Raw genomic sequence first — 16,285 nt, 5'->3', positions numbered from 1 at the left:
TTTGAAGATAGCTGACAACCTTATTGGGGAGATACAGGATTTGCTTGCTGAGGCTTATAAGATTTCTAAAGAAAGTATTCCAAGTGCTATAAGCTTAACTGAAAAAGCACTCTTTAAATCCCAAAAAATAAAAAGAAAAAACGCTATTCATGCAGATGCATTAAATCAGCTATCTTTATTACAACGCAAAAATAAGGAATATGCTACCGCTAAATCGCTTGCTGAAAGAGCACAACTAATCTCTAAAAAAATCAACTATGAACGAGGAAAAGGTGATGCCAGTTATAATACTGCTGTAATACTGACAGAGCTAGAAAAATACAGTGAAGCATTACCTTTTGCGACCGATGCTGTACACTATTATGAAAAAATAGAAGACTATAAATTTCACACCAAATCATTATGCCTTTTAGGTAATCTGTATGAAGGTTTTCACGATTTCAAAAATGCCTTTTTAGCATACAATGAAGGGCTTAAAGAAGCTGAAACGCATCAAAACAAAAACTTAATTAGCGATATATATTTAAGCCTTGCGGGTATCAATTTAAAAACTAACAAGGTATCTAAAGCTTCTCAGTTAATAGACAAATGCATTAAACTAAAAGAGGAACTCAAGCAGCAAGAGAAACTTGCCAGCGCATACTATTTAGCAGGGAAAATAAAATCAAAAGCAGGAAAGCTGGAAAAAGCTGGAAACAGTTTTACGATTGCTTTATCACAGTTTAAAGAGTATAACATGCAGTCTGGGATGGTGGACAGCATGGAAAAGCTAGGAGGTATTTACTTCAAGGAAGGAAAAATTAAAGAGGCAATAGACTTGTTGGAAGAGGCAGTACAAATTGCTGAGAAAAGAAGCTTGAGAAATAGTTTATTTAAGTGTCATCACCTTCTCTTTCAATGCTTTAAACCTGTAAACACTTCAAAAGCACTTTTTCATCTGGAGGAATACGTAAAACTGAGAGAAGAAGAAAATCACAAGTACATTAAAAATATAGTGGATGGCTATGAAGTGATATCCCAGATGGAAGATTTGGAGAAAGATGCTGAAATAGAACAAGAAAAAGCCTCCATAATCGAAAAGAAAAACACAGAATTAGATTCATTTTTTTATAGAGTTTCTCATGATTTAAAAGGTCCTATTGCATCTCTGCTAGGATTAAGTGATTTAGTGGACAAGGATATCAAAGACCCCGATGCCAGGCATTTCTTCAAAATGTATGACCATCAAATCAGGCGTTTAAACATGATCGTGATGGAGCTAATCAACATCACTGAATTAAATTATCGGGATATTAAGCTTACGCCAATCAATTTTTATGAAATAGTTGATAATTGCATCTCTGCATATGCTTATTTGCCTAATTACTCAAAAATAAGTTTTACTATAGATATAGAAAGTAATCTATATTTCAGATCGGAGTGGTATATTATTAATACCATCTTGCAAAACCTGATAGAAAACAGTGTTAAGTATATTGACATAAATAAAAACCAACCTAAAGTAGATGTGGTAATCTATAAACGAAAAGATCATATTTTCCTTAAAGTAATAGATAATGGTAAGGGTATTGAACCCGAACACCACAATAAAATATTTGGCATGTTCTACAGAGCAAGCGAAGAGGGGACTGGAACTGGCTTAGGATTGTTTATACTCAAAAGAGCTATTGAACGTTTGAAAGGCGATGTGACATTTGAGAGTCAACCTAATGTAGGCAGTACATTCATTGTAAAAATCCCTATAACCAAAGAAGAATCCAGTTAGATTTTTTACTTGATTTTAAGTTTTGATCATACCATAAAGATTTAGAAAAATGGAGGCACTTTTAACAGCCGATGGACTAATCAGTTTATTATCTTTGACCTTAATGGAAGTAGTTTTAGGGATAGATAACATTATATTCATATCAATCCTATGTAATCGATTACCTGAAGATCAGCAGAAAAATGCTCGTAATTTAGGCTTGGTTTTGGCTTTATTGATGAGAATTGCCCTCTTGTTTGGTATCACTTGGCTGGTAGGTTTGACAAAACCGCTTTTGACCTTATTTGAATTTGACTTTACCTACAGAGATATAATTCTGATGGCAGGTGGATTATTTTTGATTTATAAAAGTACCACAGAAATCCATCATAAACTGGAAGGAGAAGAAACAGATGTAAGTGAATCTCCAAAAATAAGTGGATTTACATCCGTAATTTTCCAAATTATCTTACTGGATATAGTCTTTTCTTTTGATTCCATCTTAACTGCAGTTGGATTGGTAGATAGTGTAATGATAATGATTGTCGCTGTCATCATTAGTATAGGCATAATGATCTTAGCAGCAGGTAAAATAAGCAGTTTCGTGAATGCGCATCCAACAGTCAAAATGTTGGCTCTCTCATTTTTATTATTGATTGGCGTGTTGTTACTAGTGGAAGGATTCCATGTGCATGTGCCAAAAGGCTATATATATTTTGCCATTTTCTTCTCATTATTGGTTGAGCTCTTAAATATGAGAATGCGAAAGAAAAGTAAAAAGGAGAGTCAGGCAGTACAGCTCAAAGAACGATTCAAGGAATAAGCTCATATTTTGCATATTGAAATTCAACTATTACCTTAGCGCCATCAATTAAGGGGTGCCTCAAAATAACGGGCTGAGAACATACCCTGGACCTGATCCTGATAATGCAGGCGTAGGAATCAATGATTTAACAGATGGAAATTTTAAAAGAATTATATTTTGGCCTTCTGAATATGGGATGGCTGGAAGGACTCGGTGTATCCTTCGGTATTTTATATATCTATTTTGCTGCCAAAGAAATGATCTGGTGTTGGTATGCCAGCTTAGTAAGCGTTAGTATCTATCTGGTAATCTGCTACCAAGTTCAGCTATATGCCGAAATGGGCTTGAATTTCTACTATTTAGGCACCACTATTTATGGTTGGTGGCATTGGAGAAACCCCAACAGGAAAGAAAAGGAATTACCGATCTCCAAAATGAAGTTGAAGGAACATGGCATATTCATAATTGCTGGCATTCTTTTCACTTTTGGACTTGGTTACTTTTTGATAGAAAAGACAGATGCACAACTTCCCTACTTAGATTCTTTCACCACTGTTTTTAGCGTATTGACTACCTTATTAGTAACTAGGAAAGTATTAGAAAACTGGCTCTACTGGATCGTTATTGATACAGTAGCGGTTTACATTTATTTCCAAAGAGAATTATTCCTAACTTCCCTCCTAATGGCAGCTTATGTAATTATAGCAGCTGTTGGATATTTCAACTGGCGTAGGCTTTACCAGACCAAATACGCATGAAAAAAATTGCCATCATAGGACCAGAAAGCACTGGAAAAAGTACTTTAACAAAAGGCTTAGCAGATCACTTTCATGAACCTTTTGTTCCTGAATTTGGAAGAAAATATTTGGAGGAAAATGGCAGTCAATATGAGAAATCTGATCTACTGAAAATCAGTAAAGGCATACTTGAAGCAGAGCAAGAGCAAGCCAAAAATGCCAAGCATTTCTTATTTTGCGATACCGATTTGATTATGATGAAAGTTTGGTATGAAGTGAAATATGGAGAATGTCATCCTTATGTCTTAGATAAACTATCTCAAAAGCCTTATGACTTTTATTTGCTATGTGCCCCTGATCTCCCTTGGGAAGCTGACCCATTAAGAGAAAATCCTAATATGCGAGAAGAGCTTTATGATCGCTATCAACAGGAGTTGGTGAATTATAGATTTGAATATGGCTTGATTTCAGGAACCAAGGATCGAATAGAAAAGGGAATTGAAGTGATTGAGAAAATTAAATAAGGAGAGTAACTTTTAAATACTCTCCTTATCTCTTAAATCTATCTTTTAATCAGCTTTTGCTGAGCTCTGTAGCTTTCAGTTTCCACCGTAATAAAGTAAACCCCATCGTTTATTTCATCTAATGGAATTTCTAACTTTTTCTCCTTTTGGAAGTCATGTAATCCATTGTAAATGGCTTTTCCCGTCAAATCAGTAATTACTACACTACTAAGTCCCAGGTATTCATCCCCAGTGTATTTAAGGTTAAAATCATTACGCACTGGATTAGGATAAGCTTTAAAACCGACAGCTGACAATCCCCTGCGGTTTGAAGTAAGTGCTATACCTTCCGAAGCCACACTACAGAATTCCGTAGCTACTTCAACTGAGTAGACCCCAGACCTATCTATCGAAATGGATTGGGAAGTAGCACCATTAATAGGTTCACCATTAAAGAACCATTGGTTTCCTTCTTCATAATTAGAGCTCAAGCCACTTTCAGTTAAGGTAATGATTGCTGGCTCCATATTTTCAATATAAAGCGTTGCAGTATCTGATTCTATACTATCACCTTCCGCTTTGAGTATGATTGAATAGTAATCAGTTGGTAAATTCTCAGGCAATGAGAAACTGAAGAAATTATCGTTTAAATCTATCGCCTCCACTTCTAACCTTTGTTCATTTCCTGAATTATCTAAAAGCAAAGCATTATAGTTAAACGATTCATTAAGGTTTCCTAAGGCATTTTCAAAACTGAATTCTACTGATTCGTCTACACAGCTCTTAATTGTATCTTGGTTTAAAGCTACTCTTGCCTTCACGTATATTTCATTCGAGAAATATTCGCAGTTGGCAGCTCTTTTTGAAGCGTAGTACACTCCTTCTCTACTGAGTTCTAAGATGGAATCATTCGCTTGTGAGATCAACCCATCATTTCTGAACCACTTTAAATTTCCAGAGTCATTGATAACCAATTTATCATTATTCCTAGCAATTTCAATTTCTTGAATTGGCTGAATATTTAGTGAGTCTTTATAGATTCTGTAATCAGAGCCAAGTTCAGGTACCATTGAAAAATAATGCATTCCTGAATCCAACTCTTCGGGTAACCTCACTATAATAAAACCATTCTCCTTACTTAGTACATCCAAAAGTGTACTATCACTCATGTCAAAAGAATTTGAAATAAACGGAAGAGCTGAATTATCACCTTCATTGATTCCAGTGTAATTGTAGTGGATCTTTATATCTGCTCCCATACAAATCTCATCTCCCTCCATATAATAATTACTTGCTAATGAGAAATCATCTATTCTATAGCTCCCATCTTGTGTTCGGAAACTACCTGTTAAGGCATTTTCATTTACAGCTCTACCGCCAGAATTCTCTTGGTAATTATAAATAGCAAAGTGATATTCAGTTGACTCCTTCAATCCTTCTAAATAATAGTTCATGTTAGAATAATTATTTATTTGGTAAATTTTACTTCCATCTTCAAGACTATCTAATTGAGAAAAGTCTACATTATAGCCCGAAGTAGTAGAAAACTTAATGCTATCTGTAACCGAGTTTAAATCAACTGCTCCATTTTCTTTGATCAAGATCAAGGCTCCTTTGCCTTCAGAATCTTGAAACGTGAAGTTCGTTTGTGTAGCTTCCCGGTCAAAAGTTGAAAAGTTTTGTGGCAATTGGTTAGGAGGATTTGGCATCGTATAGAATGAAGTCGAAACTACATCAGAACTCATATAATTAGGGTCTTCTCCTTCTCCTTGATTAAAACCAATGGCCAAAACAGCATATCGGGTATTCGGTTCCAGATTGCTTAGGATTACATTATCATCCTCTCCGTTATAAATGAAGTAGCCCTCCGTATTTGGACGAAAAACATCACCAAAACCGAAATCCGAATTAGCTTTAAATGTAAATCCATCTTTAAACAAGCTACTTGGAGTAGAATATCCGCCTTTTATGGCAGCTAGTAATGTTTTATTGCCATCTCCTTTAGTCCATGAAATTTTTGCACTGTTAGTTTTTATTGAATCAATAGTTAAATTAGAAGGTTCTACTAAAGGCTCTTCAGCAAGAGCACCCGCAGAAACAGAGGTTAAAAAATGCGTTGAATAATCATAAATATATCCTCCTCCAGAACTATTATAAGTTTTTAAAGTAAGTGCACCACTCGCACTTTCTGATTGTATATACCCTTGAACAAGCTTCTCAAAAACTGAATCACCTCTTCTTAAATTTTCTGAAAATACTATAGGTGCAGATGTATCAGTACCATCATAAACTACTAAATCCACATAAGATGACTGTGGTGTACCATGCTTAAGCGTCAGCATCACTTTATCGCCAGGATTTTGAGGCTTTAATGTCACGTAATTAGGCACCCATGGATGGGAAGACCCTCCCCCATTTTCACCATATACATTTCGATTCCCTGAAACTAGGTATTCTTTACTATCACGAGCCATAATAATATCATCAGTCATTAGCGTTTTGATACTAAATTCTGAAGGAACAGAGTACACTATAGAATCCCCTTTTTCAATGTAATCAAAGACTCTAAAAACATATTCCGTATCTGGTTCTAAATCAGTTATGTAAAATTCCTTTTCTTTCCCATTCAAAACACTTTGCTCCACATCCAAATTATAGTCAAAAGTATTACTGACCGTTGGTCTTAAGTTTTTGTTAAGATTTAATAAACTGTCTCCAACTTTCCTCATGGTCATATAATGGTAGTCGAACTGTGTTTGTCCATCTAGCGTAAACTCTAAAGTCTCTTTAAGCACCTTCTTTCTTAGATGCGTAAAATTTGATTCTGGTACAGAAAATGCGTCTGATTCAAAAGCCCATCCTTGTGTCTGTTTCAAACCCACAGAATTTGTTGCTAAATAATAACTCTTACCTACAGCATGATTATTGGAAATGATCGCATTATTAATTTTCAACGTATCAGCTAAACTTTTAATATAGCTTACTCCATTTGCCCCTTGTAGTTTTATTGGCAAACTATCATTCCTTTGAATAAAAGATGTAGACAGCGTATCACCTTCAGAGATGGTCAACAAATCATTTGTAAGATAAATTGAGTCTACTTGTACTTGGCCAGAAATATTTAGACCTCCACTATTACCATACACTTTTTTTAAGGAAAGCTCTCCTCTAAGAGCATCAACATCCTCAAAAAATGGTGGGTTTACTAATTCTGATTGATACATGGCAACTAGATTAACTGACTCTTTGCCTTCTGTTGTAAAAATTATTTTTGAATCCCAGGCTTCTATTCGAGATAAACCAGGTATATCTTCTATAACAGTTACTCCACTACTAGGAGGAGTTCTAAATTGCAGGTACGGGTTTTGTAAATAGGGCTTAATATTAACTCTATTTGTATCTGCTATTTGTAGAAAATAAAAATAAGATGGTTGAAGTCTACAGTTTTCACCTAGTTCAACATCAGTAGCTACTTTAAAAGAATAGGAGTAATAGTCTACATTAGAAAACAAGACTCTTCTCTTTAAGGGTTTAGAAGTAATACTATTTACGGAATAATCCCTATCTCTTAAGGAAACATAGACATATTCCTCTTCGTCATATCTTGTAAATGAATTCGTATCAATAATGACACTTGAATTAATGTCAGGTAGTTTTCCATGTTGAATTTCACCTCCTGATGTTGTTCGCCAATTCTCAACGTCATCCCAATATCCGGTTTCATCCACAAAATAATAATCCACAGTTGAACTGGTCGTAAATGATTTAACCACTCTATTTTCCGAATCATAATTAACAATATTCCTTAAATCTCCTAAACTAGCAGGATAAATAGCAAGCTGATAATCAGTTTGAGTATTAAGTCCTTCTAATCTTAAAGTGTCAGAAGCAAACCAAAAAACTCTTTTATTATCAAAATATTGATCACCTCTATAGTTTTCAAGACGAGACATCATTCCTGGCTCAAAAGGAACATCCACATCAGCCGTATTAGAAAGAACCCCAAGAAAAACCTTACTTTGTGCATCTAATTTAAATTCAACTGTCCTTGCTTTAACATCTAATATCTCAAACCCATTTACGCTATGCGCTGGTTTAGGTGGAAGTACACTAAAGTGCGAATCACTATTTGGCACCTTATAACTAGTAATATCATTTACTTCATTATATTCTATAACTCTGAAATTATAAGTTCTTCTCAAATCAGATAAACCAGTAATAGTTACAGAATTGCCTGTCCCATTATATGCTACCCTAAACCCTCTGTTATAAATATCTTCATCGGAAGGTAAATTACTGTATTCACCCCCATCTACCACTTCATACTTTTTGTTGTAAAAAAAATCTTCATCAAGCGAAAGGTAATTTGAGCTATTCACCACAACTAGTCTTCTTTGTCCATCACCTTTTTTCCACGTAATTGTTACCCTATCACTGCCTACACTTTCAATATTGATATTGCTCGCATGACTCGTAGGTTTTAGTGTTTTTGTATTAAATAAATTTCGTGATTCATCACCGTATATTATTGTACTACCTGTTCCATAATATTGATAAACCTTAACGTCATACTTAGTGTCAGCTTTTAAGTTTTTTACCTCAATTTGTTGCTCTGAACCATTATAAACAACATAATTACCATCTTTTATGGTTTCTTCCATAGACGAACTAGCCTGATAAGTTAATCCATCAATTGGGCTAAAAGAATCTGCATCTGTTTCTGATAATACAACCAAGACATTTGATACATCAGTGCTCACCCACTCTATGGTGGCAGAAGTATAGTCGATATTAGAGACTTTGATGTCACTAACCCTTCCTTTCACCTGTCCTGTCTTTGTAGGAATTAACATTCCTTTAAAACCAAGACTTTCTACATCAGAATCCTGTCCAGAAAATGTCTTTATGTATTTAATAGTAATAGCTCCAGCTGCATTAGTGGCCTCTAAGGCTTTATGTGGTAAATTTTCGGGGTAGCCTCTATACGGATACTTTTCCAAAATAGGAGCTGAGGTATTTTCACCATCATACACTACTAGTTCAGTTTCATTTAATTTAAAAACATGCTCCATCAAAAGACTTAACTTATCATTATCACCTGAAGGATAGTAGGTTACCTCATAATTATAAGGATCTTCTTGATAACCACTTAATCCGTTATGATCATAAAGTGGCGTTTTATTTGCAATTTGAGAGGTTCCATCACCAATTCGAACCGAGCCTGTGGGTAAAGTACTTGCTTTTGTGATATATGTGAGCTTATCATCATATCTAACGCCATATTCGTTTTCCCTATAGTAAACTGTATAAAAATAAAATTCTGTTTCCGCAGCTAATCCATTAACTGCTAAATTGGTATCAAATTTATCCTTTGATACAGCATATACATTGGGTAACAATTCATCTCCCTTGCCAAATTCAGAATTAGCTTCAACTCTTTTATCGTCAGTTAATACACCACTTAAATCTTCATAAGACAACTCTCGTGCACTGACCAAAAGGAGTAAGCCCAATTCAGTTTCAGAATAATAATCAGGAGAGGACATGTTCACTCTATTTAGCTCTAAGGCTGAGTTATCTCTTTGAACAACAGGAAAAGCAGTTTTATAAACTCTGTAACCATAAAAATCAGAAGAAGGGGCTTGATTCTTATTACTAAGCGTGCTTATATAATTGGCCTGTCCGTAAACAATCTCTGAACCATAAGCTTTATATTCAACAATTTTAATCTGCATATCCACAGCTGCATTTAGTCCCGTAACCGCTACTGAAGAAACATCTCCATAGCCGATAACATACACCCCAGAAGACACTTCCTGACCTAAACCATATATAGTGTTTGCCGTATAGTTAACGTTATTTGTAGGATTAAAAGATCCCAAATTATTAGTAGTTGAGGCTACAATAAGTCTGCCATCACCATCCCCTTTGGTGAAAGAAAAATCAATGCTAGAATCTGTAAAATCAATGAGTTGGATATCACTTGAAACCGTTGTAGGAGGAGCGTAAAACAATTCAACCTCAGCCACCCAGCCATCTAAATCAAAAGCGTAGGGCTCGAAATCAGAACTGGTAAACTTAAGTGTCATGTTTTCTCCAGTAGAAGTTACTGTTCTTGGTAAGCTCAAGCTAGTACCTGATAATGAGGTGATCAAATTGGCCGTGGTGTCTGTTCCATCAAAAATCCTTAATTCTTCGTAAGATCTGGTTTCAAACTCATTGAATGTTAACTTGATTGCTTTGCCTGCTTCAGCGGCATTTAAGGTTAAAACATTTTCTCTATCAGGAAAGTAAAATCCTTTACCCCCATCATCAAAAAACTGTTCCCCACCACTTACGGTAGCAGTTCCATTGTATGATAAATAAATATTTCCAGAATCAGCTGTTGTAGCACTTCTTGAAAATCCAGTAGAGGGAACATAGTATTTGATACTGGAATTATCTGGTGTTCTATTGACTTCTCTCACAGCAATTGAGTACTCTGTGCCTGGTAAAAGACCTTCTATTTTCACCAAATCATCACTCCCTTGATACATTACATAAGTATCCTGCCCCACCAGCTCACCATTTCCAAAAGTTTGATTGGCAGTATAAGCTACATCATTAACTGTGGTGATATCTGGAAAACCACCTTGTCTCATAAACACTATCCGCTCGGCACCATCTCCCGGATCTAAATCAATGTATAAGCTATCAGCGAAAATCTTAGAGTAGTAAAATGATCCATTGTCTGTAGGGGTTGGTACAGAATTAATTTCCCAACCGTTGACATCACCTATTAGCAAACTATTTTCTAAAGAAAAAGTGGCAGTACCTAGAAAATCTGATTCACTGATGTGTACATACTCACCTGAAATATTAATTCCTGTTCCATCAAAATTAAATTTTTCACCCTTTGTTGAAGATTCAAAAGTAATCACTTCTGATGATGTCCCATTTAAGGTTAGGTTTCCTAAAATAGTTTGTGTTGTATTGGCATCTACCAATAAATTAGCTCCTTTTACTACGGTAAAATTCTGGAAGGTATTATTACCACTAATTACAATATCGTTACCAAAGCCTGTTGGGGTTGTCACATTTACTGTTCCATAAGTCTTGCCGTATCCTTGAAATTCATCGCTAAAATTAATAGTGGAGTTATTTGGGATAACAGTGACAAAATCAGAGTTATTCATCGTCCACTTTTCAATATTGAGTGTCGCATCGGTAAGGTTCAGTATTTTATCAAATGAATACCAGAGGTAAACATTTTTAAAATTGAAAGTATTGGCACCAAAAATTATTTCCCCTTGAGTAACAAATAAAGAATGACCGCTAAGCCCATTTTCAATAGACCAAGATCCTTCGCCTGAAAATCTTACAGAAGCATCTTCTGAAGTATTCAATAAACCTGAGGCAATGTTTACTGTTTGACCATCCACATTTGAATTGAAATCTAATAATACTCCTGGCAACTCAAAACTTATATTGGCTGGAGCATCCATACTTCCATATATCTCAATATCAGGAATAGGCGACTCCCCTGAAAAGTCAACATTATAACTTACATTAGTAGCTATGAAATCATTTACTCTGATAATGTTGCCATCAACGGTTACCGTTTGTCCATCTCCAGAAAAAGAATTGGCATCAAAAATTACGTTATCAGTTTCTCCTGGTAGCGAGGAATGTACAGTACTGCCTCCAGATGAAGTTGCCCAATGATTGAGATCACTCCATGTTCCTGAACCACCAATCCAAAAGTAGTCAGCAGCATTAACGTTTAAAGCAAATAAAATGAAAAATAAAGACAATAGAGATTTGAGGGGAGAGTAAAAATGTTTCATTAAGAAGTATACTTAGTTTTAAAATTAGAACTGGATATTTTATACCAAACTTCAAAACTAATCCATTCATAATCAGCACCAAACTTCTTTTGTACAATTGTTCACATAATCATTGTAAATGAATAGAATACTTAAAATAGTACCAAAGAATTTGCAATCCCCATTAATCACCCCTATACTTGCAGCATCAATAAGGGGTGCCTTAAAATAACGGGCTGAGAATATACCCTGAACCTGATCTCGGTAATGCGAGCGTAGGAATTTTGAATTTAAATCAAGAAATAAATATAAAATTAAAATAGGATTAAGGAACAAAAGTTCTGGTTAATCCATTATGAAGACAAAGCGTTTCAACGCTGGGGTGCCTTAATACAACGGGCTGAGATCATACCCAATGAACCTGATGCCGATAATGCGGTCGCAGGGATTTTGGTTAAGGAAAATGAAAGGAGGTAATTACCCCGCCTCCATGAGTTTCACTAACAATTATTTAATTTATTAACATGTTACAATTATTTAAAAAAACGCTATTGACAGCAATAGCAGCACTTGCAGTGTTCACTGCTTATGCTCAAAACTCCATTACTGGAACTGTAAAATCAGAATCTGAAGATGAAATCTTAGTAGGTGCTAATGTAGTTTTATTGCCAATTTCTAAGGGTAGTACAACTGATAAGGATGGGGAATTTAAAATAAACAATATTCCAAATGGTGACTACACTTTAAAAGTTAGCTTTGTTGGCTACAAAAATTATGAAGAATCAATAAGCATTTCTGAAAGTAAATCCCTTAAAATTTACCTCGTGCCGGACAAACTACTATCAGAAGAAGTGGTAGTTAGCGCCATACGTGCCGACAAGCTTGCCCCTATCACTCAATCAACTTTAAGTAAGAAAGAGATCAACTCGGTATTTAACGGTCAAGACGGGGCATTTGTCTTAGAACAGCTCACACCCTCGATACAAGTAAATTCAGATGCTGGAACCCGCTTCACCAATTATGGAAGCATGAGATTACGAGGGATAGACCAGAAAAGAATCAATATTACACTAAATGGCGTACCTCTTAATGATATGATTGACCAAGGTGTTTTCTTTTCAAATTTCACTGATATTACTAGAAGCATGGAAAGTGTACAAGTGCAAAGAGGTGTAGGAACAAGTACAAATGGTACTGCCTCGTATGCAGGCTCAATTGGTTATGAATCAGAAGATATAAATACCGAAGATCCTGAGGCAACTGTTACTCTATTAGGCGGCTCATTTAATACTTGGCAAGGTACTGCTGAAGTTAAGACTGGTCTAATGGAGAATAACACAGCATTTTATACAAGATTAAGTAGAACATATAGTGATGGATATCGTGACCATTCTGGCAGTGATGCCTATTCCTTCTTTTTCAGCGGAGGTTGGTTTGGTGAAAAGGATATCGTCAAAATAAATGGTTTTAACGGTAGAACTAAAAATGATTTAGCCTACTCCCCTGTCCCCGAATCACTTATTGAAGAAGATCCACGGACTAATGTCAATAATCCTAATGACATTGATGATTTTGGTCAATCACTACTGCAATTAGAGCATACGCATTTTTTCAATAATAATTCAACTTTAACTTCATCCGCTTATTATGGGGCTGCAGGTGGTGATTTCCCATATACGTATAATGTCGATAGTGAAAACCTAGCAAGTATCAATTATCCGCTTTTTAATGATCATTATGGGGTGATGAGCTATTTTAATCAGAAATTTACTGATTTTGAATGGACTACTGGTATTCACGCCTATCGTTTCAATAGAGAAAATATCGAGCAATTGGTTCCCAATTTCAGCAATCCATACTATCAGGATCAATCTATTAAAGATGAGATCAGCGCATTCATAAAAGGAAGTTACAGAGTAGGTGATTTCAGTATACTGGCCGATGTTCAGGCTCGGTATGTTACCCTAGAAATGATTCCTGATACAGATTTTTTAGGAGAAGATCGCTCCATTCCAACATATGAATGGACTTTTCTAAATCCAAAAGTCGGAGTTACTTATGAAATCAACAGTAATATAAACGCATACGCCTCCTTTGGCCGCTCTGGTAGAGAACCAACAAGAAGTAACTATTTAGGCGATACACAAATAAATGCAGGAAACATAGACAGTTTACAAAATCAAGGTTTTGTACAGCCAGAATTTGTAAATGATTTTGAAGGAGGTTTACGATACAATACACAAAAAGCGAAAATAAATTTCAATGCCTTTTACATGGATTTTGAGAATGAAATTGCACCAATTGGAGAATTCATTCCACAGTATTTTATCCAGCTTTATGAAAATCAAGAATCCTCATTCAGAAGAGGAGTAGAATTAGATTGGCAGTTTATGCCTGTCGAAAATTTTACTGTATCGGGTAATGCAACATATATGCAAAGCATTATTAGTGAATATAGCCCTGAAGGAAGTAATGAAGTTTTTGAGGATATTAAAACACCCTACAGCCCTGAATATTTTGTGAATGCCCAAATCCAATATCACCCTATTAATCAATTTGGACTAAGCTTACACACAAGATTTGTTGGTAAAAGCTATACAGATCTGACAAATAACGAAGACTTCGTTTTGCCTAGTTACTCAGTAGCCAATGTTAAATTGTTCTCAAATATTTCAGAAAGCTACAGATTGGAAGTTGACATCAATAACATTTTCAGTGAACAGTATTATACTGATGGTGGATCGGTAGGTAATGAAATGGGGTTTTTCGTACAGGCACCAGCCCATTTTTACGCAACATTTATTGCTAAATTCTAAAAATTAATTCACAAGTGGTTAGGGATCAACACCCTAACTACTTTAATTTTTTAAAGGTATTGTTATGCAAAACAAAACATTCATTCCATTCTACGACATTAAAAAATGCCCTAATGAAGTATTGGTAGTTGATGCTCATCACCCACAGGGATTTGACTTATCGCATTGGAGAGGAGCACCCGTTCCTAAGAATTGTGAGGCAGATACCAGCACTGAAATTGTACTAAAAGCAATCCAAAACAAACTTCCAGAGTTAGATAAGAAATATGTCACCAATAATCATTATGATATTGATGGCTTTTTAGGCGTTTGGACTGTTTTCAATCCAAATAAAGCTTTAGCACATTATGATCTATTAACTGAAATGGCTCAAGTTGGGGATTTCAGAGAGATTAATTTTGATTATCCTGATTGGAAGAAAGCATTAAAATTAGTCTGCTGGCTGAATGACGAAGAAGCTGAATTATTTTACCCACCTTTTGGAGCACCGGAAATAGCAGAAAAGGAAATGGAAGCTTGCGTTCCCAAATACATTCATTTTTTAGAGGTTTTTAGCAAAGTTGTAGATTTGCCCTTAGATAAGATTCCAGAGACAGAAGAATTCAATTTAGTCTTGAATCATCTTGAAAAAATTGATAAACAAGAAACAATTGATGATCTCAGAATACGCATTCTACATGCCAAGGAGCCGCTACATTATTATGCGCTTTACAGCAAAAGTCAATCATCTGACATCGTCATAAGTATTTATTCAGATAACCGATATGAATTGGAATTTAAATACACTACCTGGATTAATACCACAAGAAAGCATTATCCAAGAATCAGTATGGAAAAACTATGCGACCAATTAAATAAAATCGAGGAAAGCGAAAAAAAATGGGAAGCAGAACATTTTACCGATACAGCTCCAATTCTTCGTTTGAAAGGTGCAAAATTAAGTAAGAAAGAACGTTATCAAAGCCCATGTTTTCGACCTATCTACTCTTCAAGTATTAGCCCCGATGATTTTCAGAAGATTTGCACTAATTACTTTAGAGGGCATTATAAAATGCTATCAAAAGGAGAAACTTTGGATTGGAAACAGGTTAGAAAATTGAATGAAATGGTTTTTGCTTAAAAGATAGGTTTTCAATCATATTTTAAATGGTCGGTGTACCACCGACCATGGATACTGCCCCGGTCGGTGGCACACCGACCGGAAACTACAAGCAATTATTTAAGTAAACCTGATAGGTCTAATTTACTATTTCCAAATATCAACCTATTCCTTCTCCTCTCCCTTAGCAGTCAATACCTCAGGTGCTTCTTTTAATAAAACATTATACCAGCTCACTAATTTCTTCACATCAGAAGGATAAACCTGATTCTCATCATAATTCGGCAAGATGTGCTTTAAGAAAGCCATGATTTCTTCTTTTGAAGATTTCGCATCTATCCCTAAATCATCACCAAACTCCTCATGCATGGTATTAAAAATCTTCTGCAAAGGAACATTCCCTTCTGCATCAGTGGTATAAATAGAGATTTCGTCCAGAATGGATACTCTATCATGGGCATGAGCCACTAGCTTTTGCTTTTTCTCATCCAATGATTCTAAAATAACGCCTGTTCTTGAAGGTTTTACAACCTGATACAAACCGCCTTTTCCAGTAACTGATGCAATATCTTTTAAAGTCATGATTTATTGTCTTAAAAATTAATGGACGAATTTAGTGCAAACATTTCCGTTTTCACAAAATTGAGGGCTCGAATTTATAGGAAATTTAAAATTGATTAAAACCACCAAGCCAGCTAATTAATGACAAATAATTCAGCTAAAGCTGAAATGGGGTAACCACAGAGTTACACTGAGGATTTCACCATGGACACAAA

At 35.4% G+C, this 16,285-nt stretch carries 8 protein-coding genes and 3 riboswitches; of the genes, 6 read left to right on the top strand and 2 right to left on the bottom strand.

The window, feature by feature from the left end; all coding sequences use genetic code 11:
• Position 1: 1 nt before the first annotated feature.
• The 4 genes from FTRAC_RS16520 (at position 2) to FTRAC_RS16505 (ending at position 3,810) form a co-directional block, all read left to right on the top strand.
• Positions 2-1,765 (top strand): tetratricopeptide repeat-containing sensor histidine kinase, encoded by a 1,764-nt coding sequence (locus FTRAC_RS16520; protein WP_148230101.1) that lies wholly within the window; start codon positions 2-4, stop codon positions 1,763-1,765.
• 49 nt (positions 1,766-1,814) lie between these two features.
• A complete protein-coding gene (locus tag FTRAC_RS16515) occupies positions 1,815-2,567 on the top strand; it encodes a TerC family protein (protein ID WP_013455420.1) in 753 nt (250 codons plus the stop codon).
• A gap of 41 nt (positions 2,568-2,608) precedes the next feature.
• Positions 2,609-2,703, top strand: a riboswitch (TPP riboswitch).
• Positions 2,702-3,307 carry a nicotinamide riboside transporter PnuC gene (gene pnuC, locus FTRAC_RS16510; protein ID WP_013455419.1) on the top strand — a complete coding sequence of 202 codons (606 nt, stop codon included), beginning with the start codon at positions 2,702-2,704 and terminating at the stop codon, positions 3,305-3,307. (Overlaps the previous riboswitch by 2 nt.)
• Complete coding sequence (locus FTRAC_RS16505; RefSeq protein ID WP_013455418.1) at positions 3,304-3,810, top strand: AAA family ATPase; 507 nt, start codon at positions 3,304-3,306, stop codon at positions 3,808-3,810. Before pnuC ends, FTRAC_RS16505 begins: the two co-directional genes overlap by 4 nt.
• Before the next feature lie 38 nt (positions 3,811-3,848).
• On the opposite strand, the gene FTRAC_RS16500 is transcribed toward FTRAC_RS16505, so the two are convergent.
• Positions 3,849-11,615, bottom strand: a complete 7,767-nt coding sequence (locus FTRAC_RS16500; RefSeq protein WP_013455417.1) for a T9SS type A sorting domain-containing protein — start codon at positions 11,613-11,615, stop codon at positions 3,849-3,851.
• 183 nt (positions 11,616-11,798) lie between these two features.
• Positions 11,799-11,893: riboswitch (TPP riboswitch) on the top strand.
• 69 nt (positions 11,894-11,962) lie between these two features.
• Positions 11,963-12,059, top strand: a riboswitch (TPP riboswitch).
• A 59-nt stretch (positions 12,060-12,118) separates the two neighbouring features.
• Here FTRAC_RS16500 and FTRAC_RS16495 point away from each other — a divergent pair.
• Entirely contained in the window at positions 12,119-14,410 is a 2,292-nt protein-coding gene (locus FTRAC_RS16495) for a TonB-dependent receptor (protein ID WP_013455416.1), read from the top strand.
• A 64-nt stretch (positions 14,411-14,474) separates the two neighbouring features.
• On the top strand, positions 14,475-15,530 hold the full coding sequence (locus tag FTRAC_RS16490) for a DUF6687 family protein (RefSeq protein ID WP_013455415.1): 1,056 nt from the start codon (positions 14,475-14,477) through the stop codon (positions 15,528-15,530).
• Positions 15,531-15,674: 144 nt separating this feature from the next.
• Here the strand turns inward: FTRAC_RS16490 and FTRAC_RS16485 are convergent, their stop codons facing one another.
• Positions 15,675-16,091: a DUF5606 family protein gene (locus FTRAC_RS16485; protein ID WP_013455414.1), complete on the bottom strand. Its 417-nt coding sequence runs from the start codon at positions 16,089-16,091 to the stop codon at positions 15,675-15,677.
• Between the last annotated feature and the right edge of the window lie 194 nt (positions 16,092-16,285).

The organism is Marivirga tractuosa DSM 4126 (assembly GCF_000183425.1).
GTDB lineage: Bacteria > Bacteroidota > Bacteroidia > Cytophagales > Cyclobacteriaceae > Marivirga > Marivirga tractuosa.
Note: the sequence above shows the minus strand (reverse complement) of the source record. Positions and strands in the feature narration are given on the sequence as shown.

Coding starts and splice junctions, on each gene's coding strand:
- FTRAC_RS16500 (WP_013455417.1), bottom strand. CDS start 11,615: ATGAAACATTTTTACTCTCCCCTCAAATCTCTATTGTCTTTATTTTTC.
- pnuC (WP_013455419.1), top strand. CDS start 2,702: ATGGAAATTTTAAAAGAATTATATTTTGGCCTTCTGAATATGGGATGG.
- FTRAC_RS16505 (WP_013455418.1), top strand. CDS start 3,304: ATGAAAAAAATTGCCATCATAGGACCAGAAAGCACTGGAAAAAGTACT.
- FTRAC_RS16490 (WP_013455415.1), top strand. CDS start 14,475: ATGCAAAACAAAACATTCATTCCATTCTACGACATTAAAAAATGCCCT.
- FTRAC_RS16515 (WP_013455420.1), top strand. CDS start 1,815: ATGGAGGCACTTTTAACAGCCGATGGACTAATCAGTTTATTATCTTTG.
- FTRAC_RS16485 (WP_013455414.1), bottom strand. CDS start 16,091: ATGACTTTAAAAGATATTGCATCAGTTACTGGAAAAGGCGGTTTGTAT.
- FTRAC_RS16495 (WP_013455416.1), top strand. CDS start 12,119: ATGTTACAATTATTTAAAAAAACGCTATTGACAGCAATAGCAGCACTT.